Below are 26,764 nucleotides of genomic sequence, written 5' to 3'. Positions count from 1 at the left end.
GAGGAGAGATAAGAATGAAAAAAAGTATGAAAATTTGGCTATTGGGTCTGGCAGCGGCTCTGATCCTCGTTGCGGCGGGGTGCGGGCAGCAGTCCACCGCGTCGACGACGAAAAAATCGAAATCGTCGACGGACAGTGCCAGCCACCACTATGAACAGACCGCGCTGTTTCAGGATGTGTTCATGAAAAATCAAGGGGTTGTGGCGGAAAGCCGCTCTTACGATGAAACGCTGGAATCCTTGAATGCGTTGGATACCTCGACCTTTACGACAACTGGCGATCAGGCGAATCATAAAATCACAGTAACGGCGAAAGATGCGACGACTCCGACGGTGGTCTTTGGATTTGATCAGGACAATTACTGCACGTCGATTGCCTTCAATATCGATGGCAAGAGCGCGTTGGTTAAAAACAGCGACGGCACGCCGAAATATTACAAAGTAACTGGTTCAGGCCGCAGTGAAGTGAAATCCATCAAGAAACTTCAAACCTTTGTGAAAACGTGGTAGGAATGAAAGAGAAACTCATTCGCTTTGTTAATACGGATCTGAACAGCTGGCTGTTTTATATTTCTTACAGTGTTTACCTGTTTGTTTCCATTATCAACACGTCTTATTTTGTTGTGAATTATAAGTTTGCCATCGGCACGCAACTGCTGATACTCAGTATTTTACTTTTGATGTGCAAGGAAATCATCAATACGCCGCGTTCCACAAACGAAAAACTGGGCGTATTGCTGGGATTTGCGTTTTTGCTGGTGATTAACTTTACGATCGGGGATGTCGTGACCGACCAGGTAACCTGGATTGTCGCGTTTATTATCTGTGCCAGAGATATCGACTACGAAAAGGTCGTTCGGTTGACGATTGTGATCAGCTCGATTATGCTGGCGGTTGTGGTGTTCAGCTCGCTTTTTGGTATCATCGAAAATCATTATGATTCTTACGTGGCGCGTCCAAGACATTGGGTCGGCTTCCGCTACGCATCATTTGGTCCGACGTTGTTATTTAATATCAGTGCCTTGGTCGTCTACATCCGGAAGGAAAAGCTGGGAAAATTAGAATTGCTTATTTTGCTCCCGGCTAATATTGCGCTTTTCATCATGACGGATTCCAGATTGCCTTTTTATTTGACACTTCTGGTTATGGCTTTTGCGTACATTTCCGAATACCGGACGATCCCGGCGGAGAAAATGAAACCGCTGTGGCTCGCGATGGTTGTTTCACCGCTGATCTTCGGTGGCATCTGCTTGTGGATGGGGTACCATTACGACGCCAATGTTGCTAGATGGACGAGTTTAAATAACTCACTGTCAGGGCGACTTCGTTTGGAACACACGTCCCTTTTGACCAGAGGTATCAAGTGGTGGCCGCGGGCGTTTCCGATGTCAACGGCAGGAGGCGTTTTCAATCCTGGTTACAATTTTATTGACTCATTGTACATTTTAGTTCTGCAGGAATACGGGATTATTTTCAGTATTTTATTTATGGCCATTGTCATTTACGGCCTGTGGAAAATGTACAAACGAGGTGAATATTACCTGCTTTTTGTTTCGACGGGCTACACGCTTTACGCTATCATTGACCAGCTGATATTGGGCATCAATTACAATACCTTCTGGCTGGCTTTGGGCGTGGCGTTATTTGCGACGGAACACGACAAGGATTTCCTGACCGCCAATACGCGGCATATTCCGATCTCAGAGATCGAGTCCATTATCGGCAGGGCACCTTCGGTGCCGGGCAGACGGACGTCAGGGCAGACGGCCTGCCAGCGCGCAGCCGTGCAGCGGACGCCGCTGACGGCGAATCGAACAAGCCGGCCGGCCAGCACTTCGCGGTCATCTGACGCGCAGGCTGCGGAAATTGCCAGACTTTTACAGCAGAAGCGGCAGAACAGCGGCAGTCCCAGCGCGAAAACGACCAACCGCAATTCACGGCGCTACAGACGCCATTAGGAGAAACGATGATTAAAATTAAAGAACTTTACGATTTAACCCACACACAGGCTGCAGCATATCTCGAAGGCTTCACCTATCCGTGGGAGGCGCTGTCAGGGATCAAGGATTTGATTTACAAAATCGGAGAAACCCTTTCTGAAGATGAATACGATCATCCGAAGGATGGGGTTTGGATTCACAAGACCGCTGACGTATTTCCGTCGGCCTATATCGGCGCGCCATGCATTATCGGGCCACAGACACAGGTCCGCCACTGCGCGTTCATTCGGGAATCGGCATTGGTCGGCGCGAACTGCGTCGTCGGCAATTCTGTGGAGCTGAAAAATGTTATTTTATTCGACAACGTCGAAACACCCCATTACAATTATGTCGGCGACAGTATTCTCGGTTTTCACGCCCACATGGGTGCCGGTTCAATCACATCTAATGTCAAGGCGGACCGTCAGAACGTGCTGGTGCATGCAGATGGGAATGAAATTGAAACAGGCCGGAAAAAATTTGGCGCGATGCTTGGCGATTACGTCGAAGTGGGCTGCAATGCGGTACTCAACCCTGGCACGGTGATCGGCCCTCATACTAATGTTTACCCGACGACTTCCGTCCGAGGTGTCATTCCACCGAACAGCATTGTGAAAAATTCAAAAGAAATTGTCAATAAGCGTTAATGTCAATTTGTGAAATCAATAGAAAGTGTTATAATATGAGCAACGTTATTTCTTATATTGTGGCAGTCATTATTGCATTGATTGTGATCAGAATTGAATTGAAGCTGACAGGCTGCCTGATTAGATTATTCGTCGGACTTTTGGGAATTGCGCTCGTCGTGGGAGCAGTTTCAGGTTTGATGAGCTTGATATAGCGTAAAATCACAAGTTTTGGAGAACAGTATGAAATACGATTATTTGATTGTCGGAACGGGTTTGTACGGCGCTGTCTTTGCCCACGAAGCAAAAGCGGCGGGCAAATCAGTGATGATGATCGACAAAAGACCCAACATCGCGGGCAATGTCTACACCAAAAAGGTCGAAGGCATCAACGTGCACGAATACGGTGCGCACATTTTCCACACCAACAACGAAGAAGTTTGGGATTACGTCAACCGTTTTGCGACCTTCAACCGCTTTACCAACTCACCCGTCGCCAATTACAAGGGCGAGCTTTATTCGCTGCCCTTCAATATGTATACCTTCAATAAAATGTGGGGCGTGGTGACACCTCAGGAAGCGGCTGCGAAAATTGAAGCCCAGCGTAAGGAAGCGGGAATCACCGAGCCTAAAAACTTAGAGGAACAGGCGATCAGTTTGGTCGGTACGGATATTTACGAAAAGCTGATCAAGGGCTACACCGAAAAACAATGGGGCCGTCCGTGCACGGAACTGCCGGCGTTTATCATCAAGCGCCTTCCGGTCCGTCTGACTTTTGATAACAATTACTTCAACGCCTTGTATCAGGGCATCCCAATCGGCGGGTACACGAAAATGGTCGAAAACATGATCGCTGACGTGGACCGCGTTGAACTCAATACCGACTATCTCGAAAATCGGGAAAAGTTTAACGAAATGGCAGATCAAATCATCTATACGGGTCCGATTGATGCCTATTTCGATTACAAATTGGGGCATTTGGAATACCGTTCAGTCCGATTTGAAACGGAACTTATGGATATTGATAATTTCCAGGGGAACGCCGCGGTCAATTACACCGATTCGGAAACGCCGTGGACGCGGATCATAGAACACAAATGGTTCGAATTCGGTAAGGATGAAAATGGACAGGATCTGCCGAAAACCGTCATCTCCAGAGAATATTCCTCTGAATGGCAGCCGGGAGATGAACCCTATTACCCGGTGAACGACGACAAAAACAGTGCGCTTTATCAACAGTACAAGGCACTGGGTGACGCAGAAGACCAAGTGGTGTTCGGTGGCCGTCTCGGCGAGTACAAATATTACGATATGGACGCGGTTATTGCATCGGCTCTTGATAAGACCAAACAAATGTTTGAATAAAAAATAAAAAATTAGAGAGGAAGCACTATGTTAAAGATTTACCCAGCTATTTACAAACAAGAAGGTGATCAGATCACCTGTCGTTTTCCGGATCTGCCAGAAATTGAAACCTTTTCCGGAACAGACAAAGAAGAATTAGCGGAACGCGCCAAGGAAGTGCTCGGCCGATACTACGTCAAAAAGTCACAGATCAAAGAAACCATTCCCGATCCGTCCAATGCACGTCTGATGAAAGCGGGCGAAAACGAAACCATCGAATACGTCTACACGGATATCGATAAATACTGGACAGGCGTTAAAGCAAAGGACACGTGGATTTAAGCGATCTGCAGTTGATTGGTTTTTAGACACAATTCAAATTGGCAGAGGGCTATGAAAGACGATTTTTTTACGATTGACAGGTTGAAAGAGACCCTGACGCCGGAAGAGATTTTGTCCGGCTCCTTTGGCGTTGAACGGGAAGGCTTGAGAGCTTATGCGAATGGACAGCTTTCTCTGACGCCCCATCCGGCGGCCTTTGGCAATAAGCTCACCAATCCCTATATCACGACGGATTTTTCAGAAAGCCAGGTTGAAATTGTCACGCCGCCGTGCACGTCGACCCATGAAGCGTACCACGTGCTCGCCACATTGACCGACATGGTCAACACGGTCCTCCCGTCAGACGAATACCTTTGGCCCAATTCGGTGCCCTGTGTCCTGCCGGACGATCAGAAAGTGCCGATTGCCCATTACGCCGGTGCGCCCGGCGCGGAAAAGGCAATGCGCTACCGCCAAAATCTGGCGAAGAAATACGGTGCCAAGAAACAGATGTTTTCCGGGATTCATTTCAATTATTCGCTCGGCTTGACTGCGGTCGATAAATTGTATCGGCAGGCGAAGCGGGAAGACGGAGCGCAGACCCTTCAGAGCTTCAAAAATCAATTGTATTTGAAAATCGCAAAAAACTATCTGACTTACCGATGGTTTTTAATTTACATGACAGGCGCGTCCGTTGCGGCTCACAGCTCTTTCATTGACGAATGCCTGAAGCTGATGCCGTGGTCCGACGATCGGGGCAGTCAATATTCCAAAAAGGGCATTTCATTTAGAAGCGGCTCGCCGGGTTACAAAAACACAGAGACGCTGTATCCGCGATACGACACGATTCGTCATTTCATTGACGATTTGGAAGCCTTCGTGGAACAGGGAAAATTGTCTGAGCCGAAGGAGTTTTACGCGCAGGCGCGGCTTAAGCCGGTTCATCCGAAGGAAGACTGGATCCGCTCGCTCGACGAAGAAGGCGTCATGTACATTGAACTGCGCACAATGGACCTCAATCCCTTCGATCCTTACGGGATCAGCGAAACCGATATGAACATCATGCACCTGTTGCTGCTTTATTGCATGACCGCGGAGGCGTTCAGTGCAGACAGCGATCAGGCTGAAGCGGATGACAACGAGTGGCGCGTCGCGGAAAACGGACAAGATCGTTTCCTGATTCTACACCGAGGCGGGAAGGAAATTCTAGCCGTCGATTGGGCGAAGGCGCTCGTTAAGGATATGGCTGCGATGAATCAAACCCTGCGTCTTGGACAGGATGAGGTGATTGCCGAAATGAGCGCGCGGGTTGACGATCTGCAGGCGCTGCACGCGGCGCAGATGGTTCACGTGGTTGAGAACGAAGGCTACATCGCCGGGATGTCCCGCCGCGCACAGGCCTATAAAAAACAGAGCTGGCAGAATGTCAAAGATCATTCTGAAGCCTTTGAAAAAGACATGGTCCGCTTTAAAGACGCGGTACCGGGATTATAATATTGGATCAAAACCGTTGCAGCTGCAGCGGTTTTTTCATCGACAATTTTAGAAAAGTTATGGAGGAACGATTGGACGAATCACGCGTTTTCTATCAGGATCAGAAAATCTACACTTACGATTGCCTGCAGAATTACTGCGCGTCGCCGGTGAGTGTATTAAATTATTTTCAGGAAATTGCGCTGGAACACAGCGCAGCCTTGAATGCCGGTCCGTACGAGCTGGATCAAATGCATTTGGCGTGGATGGTCGTTAAATATCACATCGACATTCTCGAATATCCGCGATTTCTCCAGACTGTCCGGGTCGGCACTTGGGCAGGCGCGGCTCAGGGCTTTATCGCTAACCGTGGGTTTGTGCTGAAGGATTTAGACGGGAAGGTTTTAGCCAATGGGCAGTCCCATTGGATGATGATGGATTTTGATAAGCAGCATATCGTGCGTGTCAGCGATGAAGCCATCAACGAGGTGTACCAGTTCAAGGACGAGAACGAAAAGTACAAAATCCCGAGGCTCAAGCGGGTATCGGAATGGGACGGCAACCGTGAATTTACGGTGCGCTATTTGGACATTGACTACAACGGCCATGTAAACAACGTCCGCTATTTGGCCTGGGCGGTCGAAACGATTCCGCCTGAAATGATCGCTGAGGTGGAAGTCGCCTCCTTCGATATTCTGTACAAGGAACAGGCCAAATTCGGCGATGTGATCAGCGCAAAATTCAAGGCGGTGCAGCCAAATGTTTACCGCGTCGATATTGACAGCAGTGACGGGCAGCTGCTTTGCCAGATCGGCATGACGCTCAGACCGACGTCCAAACGCCCGAATCACGAGGGGTAATCGAAAGATGATTGAGTTACTCATTGCGTTAGCGCTGATTATTTTTTCGCTTTTCAGCGGGCTGCGGATTTTGATCATCGGCGCGTTTATCCTGCTGGCGGTTTGGTATTTTAGACGAGCCAGCCGAGATGATCGGCACAACAAAACTAAGAAAAACTAAAAAATAGAAATAAATTTCTTAAATTGTTCTATTGCTTTGAAAATAAAGCAATAAAACAAATGCGAAATGGTCAATTTCGAGTACAAACGCGAAAAATTGGCCATTTTTTCTTTATTTCTTTCTCCATTTTGATATAATAAACGCCAAAGTCTATTTACACAGAAGAAAGTGATACTTATGTCAGATTATATTGTGACGGCGACGGCTGCGAATGCGAGCATTCGCGCCTTCGCCATAGATGCTACAGAATTAGTTGAAAAGGCGAGGACCCTCCACAACACGTCGCCCGTGATGACGGCGGCGCTGGGGCGCCTGCTCTCGGCGGGGGCCATGATGGGGTCGATGATGAAGGGCGACGATGACGTCTTAACCCTTCAAATCAGCGGGGACGGCCCGGCCAAGGGATTAACGGTCACAGCCAATCGCCATGGCCAGGTTAAGGGCTACGCTGTCAATCCCTACGTGGATCTGCCGATTAACGACAAGGGCAAACTGGATGTCGGCGGCGCTGTGGGTAACGGAACGCTGACGGTGATCCGTGATATGGGGTTAAAGGAACCTTATAACGGAATCTGCAATTTGATTTCCGGCGAAATTGCAGAAGACCTCGCTTACTATTTTAACGTCTCAGAACAGACGCCTTCGGCCGTCGGGCTCGGCGTCCGCGTCGCAAAGGACGGTTCGGTTGAAGATGCCGGCGGCTTTATTGTACAGCTGATGCCCAATGCGGAAGAAAGTGTGGTAGCCGCTCTTGAAAATCAAATCGCCAAGATCGATTCGATCACTGAAATGATGGAAAAGGGGATGACACCTGAAGATATTCTCGAAACTATTTTAGGACCGATGGGCCTGGAATGGACGGGAAAAGAACCGGCCGCCTTCGTCTGTGACTGCTCGAAGGATCGGGTGAGTCGGGCGCTCGCTGCAATCAATGTCAAGGAGCTGGACGACATCATCCAGGACGGCGAACCCATTGAAGTGCGCTGCCATTTCTGCGGCAGTACCTATCAATTTTCAATCGATGAGCTGAAAGCCATCCGCGAACAGGCGTCGGGCGCACGTCTGAAGCAGATTCAGATTCAGGACGAATTCAGGCAATAAAAAAACCGCAGTGATGCGGTTTGGTGTCGTCAGCTCTCAGCTGCGGGGCAGGTTGGTTTCCGTCGGCTTTTCGCCCGAAAGGAAAAAATTGAGGTTGCGGACGAAGACGTCCGGGTCGATACCGTGGGCCAGACAGCCTTCCTCAATGTTTTCAAACTGCGCGGCCATGCAGCCGAAACAGGACATGCCAGCCATTAAAAAATAGCGCTGGGATTCTGGATATTTTTCGACGGCTTCAAGAATGCCCATCGATTTGGTTATTTTCGGTTCGTTCATGATTCTCCTCCAATGTGCTAACATTATAACAAAATAGCGGGAATGATGGCAAGAACAATGAAAGAGGTTTTTATGCAGGATATAGAGAAGAGACAGATGGTTCAGACGGACATCGGGCCGGTCTGCCTTTCAGACGCTGAATTCGCCGAGTACGCTCTGAAAAGCGCATTGTCCAAAACGCCCGCGCCGTTTTCCGGCGTCATCTTTGATATGGACGGTGTGATCTTTGATTCCGAGCGTGAGGTGCTGTCAGCCTGGCAGGCAGTGGCCGCCAAGCATCAGATCCCTAATATAGAGGAAGTGATTGTGGCCTGCTTGGGTACAAATTTTCAGGCAACGCGGAAGACCTTCGACGACTACTACGGCGCGGATTTTCCTTTCGATCAATACGAAGACGAAATGCGGGAAATATTCTATCGGCGGTACGACGAAAACCACGGCCTTCAGTTAAAAAAAGGCGTAAAGGGCCTTTTATTGGATTTAAAATCGCGGGACGTGCCCGTTGCGCTGGCGACGTCGACCCGTGAGGAAGTGGTGCGCCGAGAATTGAAGGATGCCGACATTATCGATTATTTTGACGCGTTGATCTGCGGCGATATGGTCAAGCGCAGCAAACCGGCGCCGGACATCTTCCTCAAAGCGGCGGAGGCGATTTCGATCGCGCCGACAGACGGTTTTGTGATTGAGGATTCCTACAACGGGATACGGGCAGCCCACGCGGCGGCCCTTCGTCCGATCATGGTGCCGGATCTGAAAGCGCCGGATGAAGAAATGAAGGCAAAGACCGAGGTGATTTTACCGGATTTGGACGTGGTCAGGACGTATTTTGACGCCATTGATGTGAAATTGTGAAAATATTATCGATTATTGCTAAAGAGTCCCGAAATTGGCTTGAAATAAATAATGAAATCGTGTATAATCGATTGTGACAGAATATATAAGGGGTGGAATTATGCTTACAAAAAATATAGTGGTAACGAACAAAGCAGGGCTGCACGCAAAACCAGCTTCGCTTTTTGTACAAACGGCGAATGAATTCTCGAGTGAAATTTATATCAGTAAGGGATCAACTCGTGTCAACGCCAAGAGTATCATGGGCGTGATGATTTTGGCAGTTTCAAAGGGCGATGAAATTTTACTTGAAGTCAATGGCGACGATGAAAAAGCGGCGATGGACCGTTTGACATCGTTGATTGAAAATAAGTTTGGCATGCCAGATGAATGAAAAATCAATAGGGTGAAATGTAACTGAAAGACTGAGGGGAACAGACCATCAGTCTTTTGTTTTTTTACGCTCAAAATGGAAAGGAGCCTTATTTGAATTTCTTTCGGGAATTTTTAATCGGTTTGTCGTTTTACACTCGGCTGCCCATTCAGCTTCAGAATGTAACAGAGGACGAGTTTTACAACTCGATGCTTTTGATGCCGGTCATCGGCGTCGTGATCGGCGCGGCCCTTTGGGGCTTTGGCTGGTGCGTCTCGTGGATTGGGATTCCAGAACTGGCGGCCATTCTGATGCTGATTTTTTACATCTGGCTGACCGGCGGCCTGCACTACGACGGTGTCGCGGATACCATCGACGCGGTATTTTCAGCGAGAGATCACGAGAAAATGATGACCATTATGAAGGACAGCCGTTTAGGCTCTTTCGGAGCAATCGGTTTGATCCTTTTGATGCTGACGATGTGGGTCGGCTACCGCTACACGATCGATAGTCAATTTTTAGCGGCGCTGTGGCTGATGCCGGTGGCCGGGCGTTATTGCGCGATTGAGACCTGCTGCTTTTCAAGCTATGCGGAAGGCGGCGGCGGCTTGGGCAGACGGATCACGGAAATCACAAAAGGCTGGCACGTCGTGGTCTATCTCGCCGCGATCGCCGCGGTCTCCTGGTTCGTCGCGCCGATTCTGACCTGCGCTTTTGGCATTACCGCTGTTTTGAACTTGATCATGATGGCGGACTTGAAGCGCAAAATCGGCGGCATTACGGGCGATACCATTGGGCTGACGATCGAAATCACGCAAGCTTTTTTTATTGTGGTGGTTTTGATTTTACAGCATCTTGGCATAGGTGTGCCGGGTATGGTATAATTTAAATATGAATGCACCGAAAAATAGTCATGATGTTAGTCTGCCCTTCCCACGTGACCGTCAAGAGATGGCGGCATTGGGATGGGAGGTCTGCGATTTCGTTTTCGTGTCAGGGGACGCTTTTGTGGACAACGCGTCATTTGGCCCGGCCATTATTGCCAGAGTGCTCAATGATTTGGGCTATCGCGTCGGCGTAATCGCCCAGCCGAAATGGGACAGTGCAGAAGCCTTTCGGGTGCTGGGCAGACCCCGGTTGGCCTTTTTAGTCTCATCCGGTAATATGGATTCGATGGTTTGCCATTACACGGTCAATAAAAAAAGAAGACACGACGATGCCTACACGCCGGGTGGCAAGACCGGCGCGCGCCCGGACCGCGCCGTGATCACGTACTGCGGACGGATTCGGGAGGCGTGGGGCAGCGTGCCGATCATCGTCGGCGGTGTGGAAGCCAGTCTGCGGCGGTTTGCCCATTACGATTACTGGCAGGATCGGGTCAGGCGGCCGATTCTTTTCGATTCGGGCGCGGATCTGCTCGTTTACGGCATGGGCGAGAAGGCCATTGCCGAAGTAGCAGAAGCGCTGGACGCCGGTCTGCCCATCGATCAAATCACCTACATCCGCGGCACTGGTGTGATGGCCAAGCAGGCGCCGGACGACACTAGCGAGCTTCCGTCCTACGAGACTGTCTCCGAGCGGACGCGTGAGGGTAAGCGGGCCTTTGCCGAGATGACGAATGCAATCGAGCTGAGTGCCAACCCCTTTAGGGAGGCGCCGTTGATTCAGGCCTGCGGCGATCGGTACTTTGTCCAGAATCCGCCGCAGATGCCGCTGACCACCCAGGAGATGGACGACGTCTACGATCTGCCCTACACGAACTGTCAGCTGGGCGGCGGACCGGAAATTACCGGCATGTCGGAAATGCGTTTCTCAATCACGTCGAACCGCGGCTGTTTTGGCAGCTGCGCCTTTTGCGCGATTGGCATGCAGCAGGGGCGGATCGTCTCCAGCCGAAGCACCGCGTCGATCCTGCGGGAGGCCAGACGGATGACTCAGGATCCGAAGTTCAAGGGAATCATCAACGACGTGGGCGGGCCGACGGCCAACTTCCTGCACCCGGCGTGCGCGAAGCAGCTGAAAACCGGCCCCTGTGACCATCGGGAATGCCTGTTCCCGGAGGTGTGTCCCAATATCGACGCTGATCAAGGCGAATTTACCGCAATGCTCAAAGCGCTGCGGCAGCTGCCGGGAGTTCGGAAGGTCTTCGTTCGTTCCGGCATCCGCTACGATTACCTGATGGCGGATCAGACCGACGCGGCCTTTAACGAATTGGTGCGTTATCACGTCAGCGGTCAGCTGCGCGTGGCCCCGGAGCATTTGTCAGACCGCGTGCTGCACTACATGGGTAAACCTACATTTAAGCAGTACGATCGATTTGTCCAGAAATTTAACCGTGCCTGTGACAAATACCATTTGAAACAATACGTCGTGCCTTATTTTATTTCGAGCCATCCAGGCTCGACACTGCAGGATGCGGTGATACTGGCAGAATATCTGCGCGATCATCATCTCGAGCCTGAGCAGGTGCAGGATTTTTATCCGACGCCGGGCTCGCGCGCGACAGCGATGTATTATACGGGGCTCGATCTCGAGTCTTTCAAGCCGATTCATATCCCGAAGGGGCATGAAAAGCGGCTGCAGCGCGCGCTGCTCCAATATCGAAATTCGAAAAACAGAAGCCTCGTCATTGAGGCGCTTAAAAAATGTGGACGGGAGGATTTAATCGGCCCGGGGCGCAAATGCCTCGTTCATCCTCAACATCAAAGGCCAATTAGAAATAAAAGAAGCCGTCGAAACCGTAAGGGAGGAAAATAATATGGTGTACAGACCTGAAATCAGCGGTAGAACCAATAAGGGTTTTACAGAATCGATCGAGGATTATCTCGAAGAGATCTATTTGGATTATATCGGCAGTAACACCGGGGTTCGAATCACTGATTTGGCCCAGGCCATGGGGGTGACCAAGGCCAGCGCGACCGATGCCGTTAAGAAAATGAAGGACCGCGGGCTGGTCCGCCACGAACGCTACGGCCGGATTTACCTCAGCGACGCGGGACTTCAGGCGGCGAAAGAGGTCTACGACCGCCACGTGACGATCACGCAGTTTATCCGCAATTTCCTAGACGTTTCACCTGAGGTGGCAGAAAATGACGCCTGCGGCATTGAACACATTATCAGCGACGAGACGTTCTCCGCAATTAAGGCGGCCCTCCGCCGGCAGGCCATCAGCGAAATGAACGGCAATAAAAAAGACGAAGATGAATAAAACGCAAAAGGATAAATATAAACCCCGCGTCGGCGATCACCTCACGGTGACGATCACCGATATGACGCGGCGCGGAGAAGGGGTCGGCCACTTTAAGGGGCAGGCCCTTTTTGTTGATGGCGCGGTTGTCGGCGAAACCGTTGAGGCCGAACTGACGGCAGTCAAATCCCAATATTTAAAGGGAAAACAGATCTGTATCGTTGAGGACTCGACGAACCGAAAGACGCCGGACTGTCCGGCTTTTCCAGCATGCGGCGGGTGTCAATGGCTGCATTTAACAGCGGCGTGCGAAAACGCACTCAAGCGGGCGACGGTGGTCAACGATTTAAAGCATATCGGCGGGCTTGACGACGCGAAAGAAAAGGTCCGTCCGATCATCGGCATGGATCCGCCGTACCATTATCGCAACAAAGCGCAGCTCAAGGTCTCAGAAGCGGGCATTGGCTTTTATCGAAAGGGCAGCCATCAGGTTGTGCCGATTTGTGACTGTATGAACCAAGAGGTGCCGCTGAAACCGGTTATTACCGTTTGTCAAAAGTGGATGACGGAGTTAAAACTCACACCCTACGACGAGACAAAACGCCGCGGCGATGTCCGCGGATTTTTGCTCCGGACGAACCGCAAAGGCGAAATTATGCTAGTGCCGATCGTGCGGCGCGACTTGTCAGCCAAACAGAAAAAACAGACCATCGAAATTTTTGAGAATCTGCCGCAATTAAAAAGCCTGATGCTCAATATCCACGCCAAGCCGGGCAACCGCATTTTAGGGCCGAAGACCGTCCCTTTGGCTGGCGAGGCCTTTATTGAAGAAACCTTGTGCGGTTACACCTTTGAGATTTCGCCTCAGTCCTTTTTTCAGGTTAACACGCGCCAGACGGAAAACCTCTACGAAAAGGCCAGAGAATATGCAAGCTTGACCGGAAAAGAGACCCTATGGGACCTGTACTGCGGGACTGGCACCATTGGCATCTGCATGGCAAAGAACGCCGGGCAGGTGCTGGGCGTTGAAATCGTGCCGGAAGCCGTCGCGGACGCGCGCAAAAACGCAGCGCGCAACCACATTCAAAATATCTCTTTTATCTGCGGCAAGGCGGAGGACGTGATGCCTGAACAAATCAAACAGGGCAGCCGCGCCGATGTCGCCGTCGTCGATCCGCCGCGAAAAGGCTGTGCACGAACCCTTCTCGACAGCTTGATCGCTTGCCGAATCCTTAAAATTGTGTACGTCTCCTGCGATCCGGCGACCTTGGCGCGGGATGTGGGCATTTTGACAAAGGCTGGGTATACGCTGAGGGAAGCGACGCCAGTCAATATGTTCCCGGGAACCGGTCACGTTGAGACGGTGGCATGGCTGTCAAGATAAAGGTTAAAAACACGATACTTCAGTTTTAATGAGAAAGAAGGTTATGATGAGCACAACTCTAAAAGAACGCAAAGACCTGGATCCGCAGTATATGTGGGATCTGTCGAGTTTATATCAAAGTGATGAAGAATGGGAAAAGGCACTGCCTGAGATTAAAGCTGACATTCAAAAATTAGCGGCGTATCAGGGAAAATTGAAAGACGCCAAGACGATCAGGGCGTTTTTCGATTTGGATACAGAATTGGGCCGAAAGCTGTCCAACTACTATTGCTATGCGAGTTTGAGAAATTGCGAAGATACCCGGTCCAATGACGGCAAAGCTATGGAAGCTAAAGCGTATATGATCTACGCCCAATACGCGCAGGCCGTGAGTTTTGCGGAACCTGAGATTCTCGCAATGGATGAGACGGCTTTAGAAGCGGTAGTGAAGGACGAGGCGTTAACGCCTTACGCGTTTGTCATGCAGAAGCTGTTAGACGAGAAGCCGCACGTTTTATCCGGGAAGGAAGAAGCGCTGCTGGCGGCCTTCACAGAAGTGCTGGGCGCTCCAGGAAAGATCAGCGAAAACCTGCAGGACGCCGACCTCCGGTTTGATCCCGCCACAGACAGCAAAGGCGAAAGCCACGAAGTCACGCAGTCCAATTACATCTTATTACAAATGAATGAAGACCGCGTCCTGAGAAAGCATGCCTTTGAAAGCTTCTACAAGGGCTTCAAGGAACATATCAATACCTTTGGCGCAACCTATAATGCTTGTGTCAAATCAGCGGTCGCCAGCGCGCAGGTACGCCATTACGCCTCCTCAAGAGCGATGAGCATGGCGGATGAACATGTGCCGGAACAAGTTTATGACGATTTGGTCAAAACGGTGAGAAAGTATATGCCCGCGATGTACCGTTACGTACGTTTGAGAAAGAAAATCCTAGGCTTGGATGAACTTCACTATTACGACGTCTACACGCCGCTGGTCGCCGGCTCTTCCAAGCAATATACCTACGCGGAAGCGCAGCAGATGGTGCTCGACGCGGTGCACCCGCTTGGTGAAGACTATGTGAATCGGGTGAAGCAGGCTTTTAAGGATCGATGGATCGACGTGTATCCCAATGCGGGAAAGCGCGGCGGCGCGTTCTCGAGCGGGACGTACGATTCAAATCCATACATTTTGACAAGCTTTACGGGCACCTTGGACAGTGTGAGCACCATTGCCCATGAAATGGGGCATTCTCAGCACACCTGGCTGTCCAATCATACACAGGCACCGCAAAATGCGGATTATACACTGTTTGTGGCCGAAGTCGCATCAACCGTGAATGAAAATTTACTGGTTGAACAGCTGCTTGCGAAAACAACCGAACCCAAAGAACGGTTAGCGCTTCTCAATCATTATCTTGAAGGGTTCAAAGGGACTGTTTTCCGCCAGACGATGTTTGCGGAATTTGAAAGAGACGCCCATGCGATGGCTGAAAGAGGGGAAGCCCTGACGCCAGAAAGTTTGAACAGCCTATATCAGCATTTGATTCAGGATTACTTCGGCGACGCCTTGACCATCGACGACGAAGTTCAGTACGAATGGGCTCGGATTCCGCATTTTTATCGACCCTTCTACGTTTACAAATACGCGACCAGTTATTGCGCGGCAGTGGCGTTGTCAGAAGCTATCTTGAACGACGGGCAGGAAGCCGTCACAAAGTATCTGGAATTTTTATCCATGGGCGGCAGTGCTTATCCACTAGACGAACTCAAGCATGCAGGCGTTGACTTCACCACGACGGCGCCGATGGAACGCGCGTTAACGAAGTTCAATAAAATCTTAGATGATGTTGAGGAAACGTTAAAGCAGATCTAATCGAAATCGCGATGAGCGAAATGGCTGATTTTTGGGTTCAATTGCTGTTTAAACTATTGGCTACCATCCCCGCGACAATCAAGATGATCCCGATATAACCCCAAATTGATGGTGCCGCGTCGTGCAGAATCAGCACGCCGCCGAGCAGTGTGAAAATCACCTCGCCGCATTGCGTGGCTTCAATCACCGCCAGATGTCTGGGGTTGTCTTTGACCAAATCGGTGGCGTGAAAGAAGAGGCTTGTGGCGATGACGCCGGAGAACAGCGCAACACCAAGAGACTGCAGCAGCTGACCGGAGGAAGGCGCGCCGCCGGTCAAGAAAGCGGCAAGCGCGGTGACGATCCAAAAGGGCAGGGAACAGAAAACCATATTGAAAATGCGCTCCATGGTGTCCAACTCTGGCGGGCAGATCGTCATGATCTTGCGGTTGCCCAGCGGGTACATAAAGGCGGCGATCAGAATCGGCACCAGCGCCATGAGATTTCCTGTGAGATGATGCGAATGGAGATGCGGCACCTGCATGATGAAGACGCCGATCACGATCAATGTGGACAGCAGCAGATTTTTGACGGGGATTTTCTTCCCGAACAACGGTGTCAACAGCACTCCGGCCACGATGGTCAGCTGCCAGGTTGACGCGGTCATCCAGGATTCGCCAAACACGGAGCCCAGCGTCAAAGGCAGGTAAAACAAACCGAATCCGACGGTGCTCCAGAGCAGCCATGGGCCGGGCTGTGCCTTTACGGCAGAAAGCGCCCGAGCCATCCCTTTTTTCGGCCGAAGGGCCAGCACCAGCGTGAGGATTGCGAAAGTGATTAAATAACGCAGCGGCGAAATCCAGAGCCAGTAGCCGCCACTCAGGTTCATGCTTCGATTCAAAATAAAGGTAAAGGCAAAAAATAATGAAGCTAAAATGCCACAAATCAACGCTTTTTTCAATGGTTTCTCTCTTTTCAAAATTTTTTGATTTTTATTATATCATGCATGAAAGAGAAAGCGGGATCAGCCGAGCAGATTTCTGACTTTTTATCCGCGGGAGCAGGCCATGTATCTAAGTAAATTCTATTTGTACAAAGTATGCCGAGGCAGAGATGCTCGACTTTGTGATCAGCGAGGCAAAACGGCTCGGCTTGCGCTATCTAGACGAGTGTAAAAGATGGATGTAGAGAAGATAAATTATCGTTATTCACAGCAGCATTTTTCTGGAATGAAAAGTTAGATAAAAGACAAAAAATTCAATTTCGAGTCAAGGAGGACATCAGAATGCAGATCGAGCACAATGAAAAAGAGATAGCAGCTATGCGGGAATTTCATGAAGGCAATCGACAGGAAGGGCTCAGATTGCAGGAGGAATTTGCCGCTGAATTTCGAAAGGAATATGCGGAAAAGGATCACTGCCCCTGCCAAAAGGCTTGCCGATATCATGGTAATTGCAAGGAGTGCGTGGCCATCCATCGCGCACATCAGGAACATGTTCCCAATTGTATGAGGGAGATGCTGAATGCGAAGTTCAAGATTCTGTCGGGTTTGACGGAGAATACGCTTGCTAATGAAATTGAGCCGCCAAAAGAGATTTTGCGCAAAGAGTTTCAGAAATGAAAATAGAACTTTTATGGAAAAAGTAAGCAATAAAAAAGATGGACATTAATATGTCAAATGAAGAAAAGAGAATCTGGGGAATACATACTCAAGATGATCGCCTGTTCCTTAGGGATAAAATCATTGCTATCGCATGGAATGCGATGGGGGATTTGAGCGACATCGATGCAAATAGAGAGGCCTTCAAGGAAAAATATGCACAGGTTTATCCAGATGCGAAAAAAGGCAATATCGCTACTGGCGCAGGTATGTTATATCGTTTCTGTCATGAGATTCAGATTGGCGATTATGTGATATTTCCTTCAAAGAGTAACCGTGAAGTAAACATTGGCATTGTTGAGGGTGATTATGTTTATGATCCTAATCAGATTGAGTATGTACAGACCAGAAAAGTAAAATGGTTGAAGCATTTGCCACGTACGGCATTTTCACAAGGAGCTCTTTATGAAATTGGGTCAGCATTGACATTGTTTTCTGTAAAAAATTACGCAGATGAGTTTTTAGGTGCACTTGATAAAAATTTTAATAGGAATTATTCATCAGATTCTGAGGATGAAAGCGTCGGCGCAACGGCAGATGACATCGTTGAGAGCACAAGGGATTTTATTTTGAAAGAACTGAGTCGTCAGCTTAAAGGCTATGATTTAGAAAGTTTCGTTGCAGACCTTCTTCGTGCCATGGGATACAGGACCACTGTATCAGCTAAAGGTGGCGATAGTGGCATAGATATTACTGCATATAAAGATGAGTTGCCACCTCGCATTCTTGTTCAGGTAAAAAGTACCGATAGCGATATTAGGGAATCAACGATACAGTCGTTAAAGGGTGCAATGCGGGAAGGCGATTACGGTTTGTTTGTTACGCTTTCAAATTACACAAAAAACGCACAAAAATATCTTGATAGCACGCCTATTATTCGTGGTATAAATGGAACAGAATTGGTAGATCTCATTCTTAAGTACTACGAAGATTTGAGTGATAAATATAGAAAAATGATTCCTCTTAAACAAGTTTATATTCCAGTTCCTAGAGAAGAATAATCAGCACGAATTAAGAAGCCAGGAGGTTCAATAAATGGAAAAAGAAGCACATTGGCCGGGGCCTGAGGGACTGATCCCGGCGCTGCCAAAGGACGCGTCGAACGCGAGCTGGCATACCAGAAAGTTTCTAGATGAAATCTTAATAGAGGAGCGGATCATCGACACGCGCGTGGCCGATATTACGATGCGGCTGTGGGGAAAAGATTTTACCTCGCCGATCATGATGCCGGCATTTTCGCATCTGAACAAGGCAGGGCTCGACCATAAACCGATGGAAGAATACGCGCAGGCGGCAAAGACTCTCGGTATTGTCAATTGGGTCGGGATGGAGTCCGATGCGGATTACGCGGAAATTGCAGCAGTCGGCGCGGAGACGATCCGGATCATCAAACCCTTTGCCGATCATGACAAGATTAGATCACAAATGGCCTTTGCGGTGAAACACCATGCCCTTGCGGTTGGCATTGACATCGACCACAGCATTGGGATCAATGGCGATGTGGATGTGGTCGACGGGGAACAGCTCGGAACGCTGACAGCTCAGGATCTCAAAGCCTTTGCAGGAACTGCCCACGAATTGGGCGTGCCCTTTGTCGCAAAGGGCGTGCTCAGCACGAGAGATGCAGCCATTTGCGAGAAAGCAGAGGTAGACGCCATCGTGGTCAGCCACCATCACGGGAGACTCCCTTTTGCCGTACCGCCGGCGATGATCCTTCCGGACATCAAGAAGGTCTCAGGAAAAATGAAGGTCTTTGCCGACTGTTCCGTAGACGACGGAAGAGACGCCTATAAGCTCATGGCGCTGGGCGCCGACGCTGTCTCGACTGGACGAGCCATCCTTCCAGGGCTTTTAAAAGAAGGTGCGCCCGCGGTTGAAAAGAAGATACGTCAGATGAACAGCCAGCTGAAAGAGATAATGGGTTATACAAACGTCGCCACAGTAGATGAATTCGATCCGACGGTGCTCTGGTATCACGGCAGACATTTTTGATCGAGTCAAAGATTTTGAGGTGAATAAATGACAGACGAACAATACGCGCAGGCAGTTTCCTTTTGGACGCGGAAGGATGCGGCTGCAAAGAAAATGGATCAGAGAACGCTCTACGATTGGATCGACACTTTCCTTGCCGCGCACAAGGTTTTGGCCCTTGCGGTTGGCGGCAGTGACTTTATCCGCTGCACGCCGCTCGAATATACCTGGCATGAGGGGGCGCTTTGGATTTTTACTGAAGGCGGATTAAAGTTCAAAGGACTGCGGGAAAATCATCACGTGGCAGCGGCCGTTTTTGAGACGAACGCCTCCTTCGGCGGATTGAAGTCGATACAGATTGAAGGCGATGCGGCAATTGTCGACCCATTCACTGATGCGTACAACGCGGCCGCGGCCTTCAGAAAAATTCCGCTGGAAGTGCTGAAAAAACTGGCGGAACCCATGTGGCTTTTGAAGATCGTGCCGACCGAGATCACTTGTCTGAATTCTGACTTTAAGAAAGAAGGTTTCGGTAGCAGACAAATCTGGCGTGCAGAAGCAGCCGACACACTCCAAAAGAATTAAACAAATCAACGAGTCGTTGAAAAATTAACGTGAATTTTTTGTAATCTCGTAAGCGGATTTATTCCCATTTGTATGACGAAAACGGAGCAGATAGCCTATGATGATGGCGCATCTGCTCTTATTTTTTATCCAAAATGCTGAAGATAAAATGACAATTGTCTTAGAAGATGATACGAAAGAAAAGCAGAAATATATAAATAAAAAATCCTTAAATGTTGTAAAAACAACATAACAAGAAAGCAAATCGAACTATAATAAGATTTGTCAAGAGATCAGAAACGCATCGATTCGAAAGAGAAATCAATTGTGATGAGCAAAATGTATAAAAGAAATAAGAAGGGAGATTATCATGGTTAATTTACGTAAAGTAGCAATTATTGGTTGTGGATTTGTCGGCGCTTCGTCAGCATTTGCGCTGATGCAAAGCGGTCTATTTTCGGAAATGGTTTTGATTGACGCGAATCGAGACAAAGCTGAAGGTGAAGCGTTGGACATTAGCCATGGTTTGCCGTTTACGAATCCAATGGAAATTTACGCGGGTGATTACGATGATATTGCCGACGCCGCCGTGGTGGTTGTGACAGCGGGAGCCGGGCAGAAACCGGGTGAATCCCGCTTGGATTTGGTTAAAAAGAACACTGGGATTTTTAAATCCATCATGCCGGAAATAAAAAAACGCCATTTTGAAGGTGTCATGCTGGTCGTTGCAAATCCAGTAGATATTTTGACCTATACCGCGGTGAAATACAGCGGGATGCCGGAATCCCGTGTGATCGGTTCCGGCACGACATTGGATACGGCGCGGCTGAAATATCTGATGGGACAGCATTTGGATGTTGACCCAAGAAGCGTACACACGTTTATTATTGGCGAACACGGTGACAGTGAAATTGCGGCGTGGAGCAGCACCAATGTGTCCGGTGTACCCTTGGATGATTTTTGTGAAATGCGCGGGCATCACGAACATCAGGCGTCGATGAAAGCCATTGCGGAAAAGGTAAAAAACAGCGCTTACGAAATTATTGAAAAGAAGAAAGCCACCTATTATGGAATCGCGATGTCGGTCGTCCGGATCTGCTCTGCGATTATTCGGGATGAAAAATCGATTTTGCCGATTTCCAGTATGATGCATGGCGATTACGGCGTCGACGGGGTAGCGCTAAGTATGCCGTCCATTGTCGGCAAAAATGGCACCGAAGGGCTCGTGCCGATTCATCTGAGTGATGAAGAACAGGCGGCATTGAAAAGTTCCGCTGATGTGCTCGCCGATGTGATTAAAAAAGCCGACATTTAAGCCGGCTAATTTGGCCATCTGCCTTTGAGGCAGGTGGCCTTTTTTATTTTGTCATTGTTTTTTATCCGCGGATCAGCTGTGCCAATATTATTGTTCTGTTTTTTGAAAACCTTTTTATGATTTTCGCTTGTATAAATCTATTGGTAAGTCTATTATAAATTGAAGCTTTGGAATTTTAATTATTTTTATAATAAATAAATTTTTCAATTGGAGAGAAATGCGTGATGGATCAATATCAAAAAATGACTGAACAGCACCTGCAGGAAATGCGCAGGCAGGAGGAGTGGACCAACAAGAAGCTGCTCGCATTGGAAAATGTAATCGGCTATACCTGTTCAGCTTCTTTTCTGCTGATGATTTTTGCCGCATCCTTTGCCGTTGCCAATATGGCATGGCGCATCGTGTTGATTGCGGCGGGCTGTTTAATTTTTGCGGTCGGGCTGGTATCCTGCCTAAGGCTGGAGCATGACGCTGGATATTACAAATGTCCAAAATGCGGAGCAGTTTATACCCCCACGATGAAAGCCATCATTTTCGCGCCTCATATCGGAAGAAGCAGAAGGATGAAATGTCCGTATTGTGGCAAAAGCGCTTATCATAAAAAGGTGCTTTCGAAATGACGAATTTCTAAAATAGGACAGAAAAAATGAGGATCAAGGACAATAAATCATGATTGAATTAAGAGACGCCTCGATGGCAGATGCAGAGAGATTGTTGGACATCTACGACTATTATGTAAAAAACACGGCGATTACCTTTGAATACGAGACACCGACGCTCGACGAGTTCAGGTCACGTATGGCACGGGTCACAAAGCACTATCCCTATCTGGTCATCCTGCAGGATGGTCAAATTCAAGGGTACGCGTACGCCGGACCGTTCGTCGGGAGAGCCGCATACGACTGGTCGTGCGAGATGACGATCTACCTCGATCATCGTGCAAGAAAACAGGGACTGGGAAGACAATTGTACACGGCAATGGAGCAGGCGCTCAAAAAAATGGGCATTTTGAATCTTTACGCCTGCATTGGATATCCGAAAACACCAGATGCCTATTTAACGACAAACAGTGCAAATTTTCATGCGCATCTCGGATATGTGGAAGTTGGGCGATTCCATCAGTGCGGATATAAGTTCGGTAGATGGTATGACATGATCTGGATGGAGAAAATCATAGGTGCGCATAAAGAGGCACAAGCGCCGATTCTCGAATACAAAAACTCAAAATCTAAGGTGAAAATTAATGCAGCTAGTTGCAAAAAAATTTGATGAATTAACCACAATCGAATTATATGAAATGTTGAAGGCAAGATCAGCCATCTTTGTTGTCGAGCAGAATTGCGTCTATCAGGATCTGGACGATTTGGATTACAGAAGCCTTCATGTTTTTTATGAAGAAGGCAAAACCGTCACCGCCTATTTAAGAGCGTTTTACAAAGAAAAAGATGTGGTGCAGATGGGGCGGGTATTGACTTTAAAGCACGGAACAGGACTCGGTGGCAGAATCCTTCGCGAAGGACTAAAGCAGATCAAAGCAAAGATGCCTTGCAAGGCGATTTATATCGAAGCGCAGCGCTACGCAGTCGGCTATTATGAGCGGGAGGGATTCAAAATTGTATCAGAAGAATTCCTTGAAGACGGCATCCCGCATGTTCAGATGGTTCTTCATCTTGAGTAGATTGGATACATAAGCGAAATTGGAGCAGATACCCCGTGTTACAACGTATCTGCTCTTTTTTTATTCCCGTATCGAAAGATGTTTCTGAAATTATACAAATCTAGAGTGAGAAAAAAGAAATCTGTTGCTTTAACAACATTAAAATCATACAAAAAGCGGTATCATCAAGATAACAATTTAAAAAATTAAGCAAGCGCGTTGTCCAGGATTTTATACGTAGCAGGGAGGATTATAAATGAGAAAACAGGTTAAAAATAATGTATCGTGGATCGGCTATATGGACTGGGATCTGCAGAAGTTTCACGGGGATGACTTCACGATTCACAGCGGCAGTTCGCAGAATGCCTATCTGATCGAAGAAGAAAAAACGGTGTTGATGGATACGGTTTGGGCACCCCATCAGGATGAATTTTTGAAAAATTTGGAATCTGAAATTGATTTGAAAAAGATCGACTACATCGTGGTCAATCACGGGGAAAACGATCATTCAGGCAGTCTGCCGGCATTGCTGGAAAAGATTCCGGGCACGCCGATTTACTGCACGGCCAACGCGGTGAAATCGCTGGAAGGTCAGTACGGCAAGCGAGGATGGGATTTCCATGTCGTGCATACCGGCGATACGCTGGATATCGGCAACGGCAAGCAGCTGATCTTTGTGGAAATGCGCTTTCTGCACTGGCCAGATTCTATGGCGACGTATCTGACAGGCGACAATATTCTCTTCTCGATGGACGCCTTCGGTCAGCATTACGCCGTTGAAGAAATGTTTGCGGATAAGGCTGATCAGGAAAAGCTTTGGCAGGAAGCACAGCGGTATTTTGCTAACATCGTCGCGCCGTTCTCGCCATTAGTCACGAAAAAGGTAAAGGAAATTGCAGCCTTGAACCTGCCGATCGAGATGATCGCGCCGAGCCACGGGGCCATTTGGCGCAAGGATCCGATGAAGATCGTGGAAGCCTACGCCAAATGGGCGGATGCTTATCAGGAAGATCAGATTACCGTCGTCTACGCCACAGAATGGCATGGCACGGAAAAGATCGCCCACGCGATTGCGGATGAGATTCATAAGCAGGCGCCGGACACAGTGGTGAAGGTTTTTAATGTCGATCACACGGAAAAGGACGACATCATCGGTGAAGTCTTCAAGTCAAAGGCGATTGCGGTCGGTTCGCCGACCATTTTGAACGGCATTCTCGCGAGCGTGGAAGGGTTCCTCTACTACCTGAAATCCCTCAAATACAAAGGCAAGAAGGCGGCAGTTTTCGGCTGCTATGGCTGGAGCGGCGAAGGCAACAAGATCCTCAGGGATAAACTGACAGACGCTGGCTTTGAAGTCGTACAGCCGGAGGTCAGATCTTCCTGGAATCCGGACGCAGACGATTTTGCGAATATTCCGGCTTTGGTACAGGAATTAATCGGAACAGACGGCGCAGCATCTGAAGAAACAGCAGAAGAAAAGCCTTCCCTTCCAAGATGGCAGTGCCCATGCGGCTACATCTACGATCCGGCCAAGGGCGATCCGGAACACGGCGTCAAGCCGGGCACAGCGTGGGAAGATGTGCCGGCGGATTGGACCTGCCCGGTGTGCGGTCTGCCAAAAGAGGCCTTTGAAAAGATCGACTAAAATCGTAGGATCATTTGGCACAAAATGATTGGCAGGTGGCACGCGAGGATGTTGTGAATAGCAGAGCCGCGTGATATTCTTTATTCATCAAAACAAAACAACACAGCCGACGCAGAAACGTCAGGCGGATAAAAGAAAGTTGAGGATAAAGAAGATGAAAAACACAGCACTGATTACAGGTTCATACGGCGGGCTTGGGACCTGCTTTGTCAATATTCACGCTGACAAAGGCGGGGATCTGATCCTCGTGGGCAGATCGCAGAAGAAGCTCGATGCGCAGGCGGCGGAAGTTATTGAAAAATACCACGTCACGGCGCACACCATTGCGGTGGATTTGTCACTGCCGGAGGCGGCGCAGCACATCTACGATATCTGCCGGGAAAAAGGGTGGCTGCCGGAGATCATCATCAACAATGCCGGCTTCGGCGGACAGGGCGACTTTGCAAGAGAACGCACAATGGCGCAGGACATGTCCATGATTGCAGTAAACATTGAAACGCCCACGAGATTATTGAAGCTCTTTCTGCCGGATATGATCGATAGAGGCAGCGGCAGAGTCCTAAACGTCAGTTCCACCGCGGCCATCATGCCCGGACCGTTGCAGGCCGTTTACTACGCGACAAAAGCTTATGTGACGAGCTGGTCTAACGCGCTTTGGAGAGAGCTTCAGGGCACCGGCGTAACCGTCACGGCGCTAATGCCGGGAGCGATGAATACAGGCTTTGCACGAGCCGGCGGTCTGACGGAGACCAAGATGTTTTCCAATACAGTTGAGCCGCTGAAGGTTGCCGAAGATGGGTATAACGGCATGATGAAGGGCGAGTTGAACGTGATCAGCGGGCTGCCCGGCTGGCAGAAACCGTTCATGTCGATGGCGCCGATGCTCCCGAAGAAAACCATGCTGAATTTTGTTTACAATCAGCAGAATCCCAACAGCGCAAATTGGATTTTCTAAAAGGACGCTTCAGCGAAAGCTGGCTGAGGAGCATACCACATTTCAGAAACAGCTGAACAGTACGCGGGAAACCCTTGCGCTGCATTACGTGAAAAATACAGACATGCCAGCTCATGACATCGCTTATCTTTTGGGGTACGCTGAAGTGAATTCCTTTCTTCGCGCTTTTAGCGTGTGGACAGGTCAAAATTTGACAGCGTATCGCAGACAGTGCGTTTAATCAAAATGATTTGAATCGGAGGCATAGACAAATGAAGAAAGTACGGATCACCGTCAAACGGATTGCGCATTATGACGATTTAATGGCAGCGTACGAAAATCCGATCGAGGACGCTTGCAGCATGCAGCTGGGGCAGACCTTTATCTGCAATGGCTGGCAGCAGCCGGAGGACTTTTGCGACAGCGCGTGGGATACGGTATCACCCTTTGTCATGGCGCTTGCTCACGGCGGAGAAAATTTTTACGACGGCTGGATGAAAAATCCGAAATCTGCGATGCTCTCCTGCAACGATGGATTCCGACCGGTGAGCTTCCTGCTGGAGGCTCTGGACGAAGAAGCTGAATGATTTTTTCATTGAGTAGGATTACCGCAATCGTAATGATGAAAAGCAGAGGGTAGATCGTGAGCGAGTGATACAGAGGTTCAGAGATTGTGGCTGGGAATACCTTCAGGATTTGAATGGCTTTTCCTATTTTCGAAAAGCAAAAGAGGCGATGAATGAAAAGGACGAAGCGCTCTTTTGCGATGAGCAATCCCGAAACGATATGATTATGCGGGTGTACCGAGGCAGAATTGTGCCGCTGCTTCTGATCTTTGGTCTATTCATATGGCTCTTTATATCTTCAGAAAGGCAAGTTGGTGTGATTCTTCTGGGGATTGTATTAGCCATTTATCTCTTTGTCATTGGAAAGTTTGTTGTTAAGTTTCGGAAGGTGTTGTTCTCGAGAAAATCAAAAATTTGACACATCGGCGGACCTCTTTCAGCATTTGCGACATGCAGATTGAAATGATAAAGATAAATAGATAAAACTAAAAAAGATAAAGTGAGTAGATCACCTTTTGATTGAATTTTAATCTGGGGTGATCTTTTTATTAATTAAGTTTTAGTCTATAATAGTACTTAATAGAATCAAATCGAGAGCCTATAAAAGAAATAGTTATACAAAATAAATTAAGAACTATGAGAAGCATCTGCGGAATTTGGCAGATGTTTTTATTTTGCACAAAACACACGAAATTCAGCAAAGTGACAGCAAT

General features: G+C 48.7%; 31 protein-coding genes and 1 pseudogene. 30 read left to right on the top strand and 2 right to left on the bottom strand.

Translation table 11 applies throughout. The features are described 5' to 3' along the window. Positions 1 to 14 precede the first annotated feature (14 nt). From QZX60_RS02080 to hslO, 9 genes are all read left to right on the top strand, one after another. Positions 15 to 509 carry a hypothetical protein gene (locus QZX60_RS02080; RefSeq protein WP_295360793.1) on the top strand — a complete coding sequence of 165 codons (495 nt, stop codon included), beginning with the start codon at positions 15 to 17 and terminating at the stop codon, positions 507 to 509. 2 nt (positions 510 to 511) lie between these two features. Beyond that, positions 512 to 1,957, top strand: a complete 1,446-nt coding sequence (locus tag QZX60_RS02075) for a hypothetical protein (RefSeq protein WP_295360791.1) — start codon at positions 512 to 514, stop codon at positions 1,955 to 1,957. An 8-nt stretch (positions 1,958 to 1,965) separates the two neighbouring features. After that, positions 1,966 to 2,625 carry a UDP-N-acetylglucosamine pyrophosphorylase gene (locus QZX60_RS02070; RefSeq protein ID WP_295360789.1) on the top strand — a complete coding sequence of 220 codons (660 nt, stop codon included), beginning with the start codon at positions 1,966 to 1,968 and terminating at the stop codon, positions 2,623 to 2,625. A gap of 222 nt (positions 2,626 to 2,847) precedes the next feature. Beyond that, the gene (glf, locus tag QZX60_RS02065; RefSeq protein WP_295360787.1) at positions 2,848 to 3,969 is read left to right on the top strand and encodes a UDP-galactopyranose mutase; all 1,122 of its coding nucleotides are present in this window, start codon (positions 2,848 to 2,850) and stop codon (positions 3,967 to 3,969) included. Between the two features lie 27 nt (positions 3,970 to 3,996). After that, on the top strand, positions 3,997 to 4,290 hold the full coding sequence (locus tag QZX60_RS02060; protein ID WP_295360785.1) for a type II toxin-antitoxin system HicB family antitoxin: 294 nt from the start codon (positions 3,997 to 3,999) through the stop codon (positions 4,288 to 4,290). A gap of 51 nt (positions 4,291 to 4,341) precedes the next feature. Next, a complete protein-coding gene (locus QZX60_RS02055; protein ID WP_295360783.1) occupies positions 4,342 to 5,763 on the top strand; it encodes a hypothetical protein in 1,422 nt (473 codons plus the stop codon). Between the two features lie 71 nt (positions 5,764 to 5,834). Further along, positions 5,835 to 6,602 carry an acyl-[acyl-carrier-protein] thioesterase gene (locus tag QZX60_RS02050; protein ID WP_295360781.1) on the top strand — a complete coding sequence of 256 codons (768 nt, stop codon included), beginning with the start codon at positions 5,835 to 5,837 and terminating at the stop codon, positions 6,600 to 6,602. A gap of 7 nt (positions 6,603 to 6,609) precedes the next feature. Next, positions 6,610 to 6,762, top strand: a complete 153-nt coding sequence (locus tag QZX60_RS02045; RefSeq protein WP_295360779.1) for a hypothetical protein — start codon at positions 6,610 to 6,612, stop codon at positions 6,760 to 6,762. A gap of 177 nt (positions 6,763 to 6,939) precedes the next feature. Further along, positions 6,940 to 7,863 carry an Hsp33 family molecular chaperone HslO gene (gene hslO / locus QZX60_RS02040; RefSeq protein WP_295360778.1) on the top strand — a complete coding sequence of 308 codons (924 nt, stop codon included), beginning with the start codon at positions 6,940 to 6,942 and terminating at the stop codon, positions 7,861 to 7,863. 36 nt (positions 7,864 to 7,899) lie between these two features. Here the strand turns inward: hslO and QZX60_RS02035 are convergent, their stop codons facing one another. Further along, positions 7,900 to 8,139, bottom strand: coding sequence for a DUF1858 domain-containing protein (locus QZX60_RS02035; protein WP_295360776.1), 240 nt, complete (start codon positions 8,137 to 8,139; stop codon positions 7,900 to 7,902). 72 nt (positions 8,140 to 8,211) lie between these two features. Between QZX60_RS02035 and QZX60_RS02030 the strand changes: the two genes are divergently transcribed. The 7 genes from QZX60_RS02030 to pepF all read left to right on the top strand — a co-directional run bounded on the left by QZX60_RS02030 (position 8,212) and on the right by pepF (position 15,760). Continuing rightward, the gene (locus QZX60_RS02030) at positions 8,212 to 8,991 is read left to right on the top strand and encodes an HAD family phosphatase (protein ID WP_295360774.1); all 780 of its coding nucleotides are present in this window, start codon (positions 8,212 to 8,214) and stop codon (positions 8,989 to 8,991) included. 100 nt (positions 8,992 to 9,091) lie between these two features. Further along, on the top strand, positions 9,092 to 9,364 hold the full coding sequence (locus tag QZX60_RS02025) for an HPr family phosphocarrier protein (RefSeq protein WP_295360772.1): 273 nt from the start codon (positions 9,092 to 9,094) through the stop codon (positions 9,362 to 9,364). A gap of 92 nt (positions 9,365 to 9,456) precedes the next feature. Next, positions 9,457 to 10,227, top strand: coding sequence for an adenosylcobinamide-GDP ribazoletransferase (gene cobS, locus QZX60_RS02020; protein WP_295360770.1), 771 nt, complete (start codon positions 9,457 to 9,459; stop codon positions 10,225 to 10,227). A 7-nt stretch (positions 10,228 to 10,234) separates the two neighbouring features. Next, entirely contained in the window at positions 10,235 to 12,100 is a 1,866-nt protein-coding gene (locus QZX60_RS02015) for a YgiQ family radical SAM protein (RefSeq protein WP_295360768.1), read from the top strand. Between the two features lies 1 nt (position 12,101). Further along, on the top strand, positions 12,102 to 12,551 hold the full coding sequence (locus QZX60_RS02010; protein ID WP_295360766.1) for a metal-dependent transcriptional regulator: 450 nt from the start codon (positions 12,102 to 12,104) through the stop codon (positions 12,549 to 12,551). After that, entirely contained in the window at positions 12,544 to 13,914 is a 1,371-nt protein-coding gene (rlmD, locus tag QZX60_RS02005; RefSeq protein ID WP_295360764.1) for a 23S rRNA (uracil(1939)-C(5))-methyltransferase RlmD, read from the top strand. Before QZX60_RS02010 ends, rlmD begins: the two co-directional genes overlap by 8 nt. 28 nt (positions 13,915 to 13,942) lie before the next feature. Then, positions 13,943 to 15,760 carry an oligoendopeptidase F gene (gene pepF, locus QZX60_RS02000; RefSeq protein WP_295360763.1) on the top strand — a complete coding sequence of 606 codons (1,818 nt, stop codon included), beginning with the start codon at positions 13,943 to 13,945 and terminating at the stop codon, positions 15,758 to 15,760. Between the two features lie 37 nt (positions 15,761 to 15,797). Here pepF and QZX60_RS01995 read toward each other — a convergent pair whose 3' ends face one another. Next, positions 15,798 to 16,700, bottom strand: coding sequence for a multidrug resistance efflux transporter family protein (locus tag QZX60_RS01995; protein WP_295360761.1), 903 nt, complete (start codon positions 16,698 to 16,700; stop codon positions 15,798 to 15,800). Positions 16,701 to 17,024: 324 nt separating this feature from the next. On the opposite strand from QZX60_RS01995, the gene QZX60_RS01990 reads away from it, so the two are divergent. From QZX60_RS01990 to QZX60_RS01920, 14 genes and pseudogenes are all read left to right on the top strand, one after another. Continuing rightward, positions 17,025 to 17,360, top strand: a complete 336-nt coding sequence (locus tag QZX60_RS01990) for an LPS biosynthesis protein (protein ID WP_295360759.1) — start codon at positions 17,025 to 17,027, stop codon at positions 17,358 to 17,360. Positions 17,361 to 17,410: 50 nt separating this feature from the next. After that, positions 17,411 to 18,400 carry a restriction endonuclease gene (locus QZX60_RS01985; protein WP_295360757.1) on the top strand — a complete coding sequence of 330 codons (990 nt, stop codon included), beginning with the start codon at positions 17,411 to 17,413 and terminating at the stop codon, positions 18,398 to 18,400. A 34-nt stretch (positions 18,401 to 18,434) separates the two neighbouring features. Beyond that, complete coding sequence (locus tag QZX60_RS01980; protein ID WP_295360755.1) at positions 18,435 to 19,391, top strand: alpha-hydroxy-acid oxidizing protein; 957 nt, start codon at positions 18,435 to 18,437, stop codon at positions 19,389 to 19,391. A gap of 27 nt (positions 19,392 to 19,418) precedes the next feature. Next, on the top strand, positions 19,419 to 19,955 hold the full coding sequence (locus QZX60_RS01975) for a pyridoxamine 5'-phosphate oxidase family protein (RefSeq protein ID WP_295360753.1): 537 nt from the start codon (positions 19,419 to 19,421) through the stop codon (positions 19,953 to 19,955). Between the two features lie 100 nt (positions 19,956 to 20,055). Next, positions 20,056 to 20,187, top strand: a complete 132-nt coding sequence (locus QZX60_RS01970) for a hypothetical protein (RefSeq protein WP_295360751.1) — start codon at positions 20,056 to 20,058, stop codon at positions 20,185 to 20,187. A gap of 117 nt (positions 20,188 to 20,304) precedes the next feature. Continuing rightward, entirely contained in the window at positions 20,305 to 21,249 is a 945-nt protein-coding gene (locus tag QZX60_RS01965; RefSeq protein ID WP_295360749.1) for an L-lactate dehydrogenase, read from the top strand. A 224-nt stretch (positions 21,250 to 21,473) separates the two neighbouring features. After that, complete coding sequence (locus QZX60_RS01960) at positions 21,474 to 21,869, top strand: hypothetical protein (protein WP_295360747.1); 396 nt, start codon at positions 21,474 to 21,476, stop codon at positions 21,867 to 21,869. A 49-nt stretch (positions 21,870 to 21,918) separates the two neighbouring features. Then, positions 21,919 to 22,518 carry a GNAT family N-acetyltransferase gene (locus tag QZX60_RS01955; protein ID WP_295360746.1) on the top strand — a complete coding sequence of 200 codons (600 nt, stop codon included), beginning with the start codon at positions 21,919 to 21,921 and terminating at the stop codon, positions 22,516 to 22,518. Further along, a complete protein-coding gene (locus QZX60_RS01950; RefSeq protein WP_295360744.1) occupies positions 22,493 to 22,927 on the top strand; it encodes a GNAT family N-acetyltransferase in 435 nt (144 codons plus the stop codon). Before QZX60_RS01955 ends, QZX60_RS01950 begins: the two co-directional genes overlap by 26 nt. Before the next feature lie 235 nt (positions 22,928 to 23,162). Continuing rightward, positions 23,163 to 24,551, top strand: a complete 1,389-nt coding sequence (locus QZX60_RS01945; RefSeq protein WP_363174743.1) for a rubredoxin — start codon at positions 23,163 to 23,165, stop codon at positions 24,549 to 24,551. Between the two features lie 154 nt (positions 24,552 to 24,705). After that, positions 24,706 to 25,506 carry an SDR family oxidoreductase gene (locus QZX60_RS01935; RefSeq protein ID WP_295360742.1) on the top strand — a complete coding sequence of 267 codons (801 nt, stop codon included), beginning with the start codon at positions 24,706 to 24,708 and terminating at the stop codon, positions 25,504 to 25,506. After that, a complete protein-coding gene (locus QZX60_RS01930) occupies positions 25,460 to 25,726 on the top strand; it encodes a helix-turn-helix domain-containing protein (RefSeq protein ID WP_295360741.1) in 267 nt (88 codons plus the stop codon). Before QZX60_RS01935 ends, QZX60_RS01930 begins: the two co-directional genes overlap by 47 nt. Positions 25,727 to 25,757: 31 nt before the next feature. Further along, positions 25,758 to 26,072 (top strand): TIGR04076 family protein, encoded by a 315-nt coding sequence (locus tag QZX60_RS01925; RefSeq protein ID WP_295360740.1) that lies wholly within the window; start codon positions 25,758 to 25,760, stop codon positions 26,070 to 26,072. A 46-nt stretch (positions 26,073 to 26,118) separates the two neighbouring features. Continuing rightward, a pseudogene (locus QZX60_RS01920) lies at positions 26,119 to 26,469 on the top strand (DUF2812 domain-containing protein); the annotation flags it as partial. Positions 26,470 to 26,764 lie beyond the last annotated feature (295 nt).

The organism is uncultured Pseudoramibacter sp. (assembly GCF_903789625.1).
GTDB classification, from domain to species: Bacteria; Bacillota; Clostridia; order Eubacteriales; family Eubacteriaceae; genus Pseudoramibacter; species Pseudoramibacter fermentans.
Note: the sequence above shows the minus strand (reverse complement) of the source record. Positions and strands in the feature narration are given on the sequence as shown.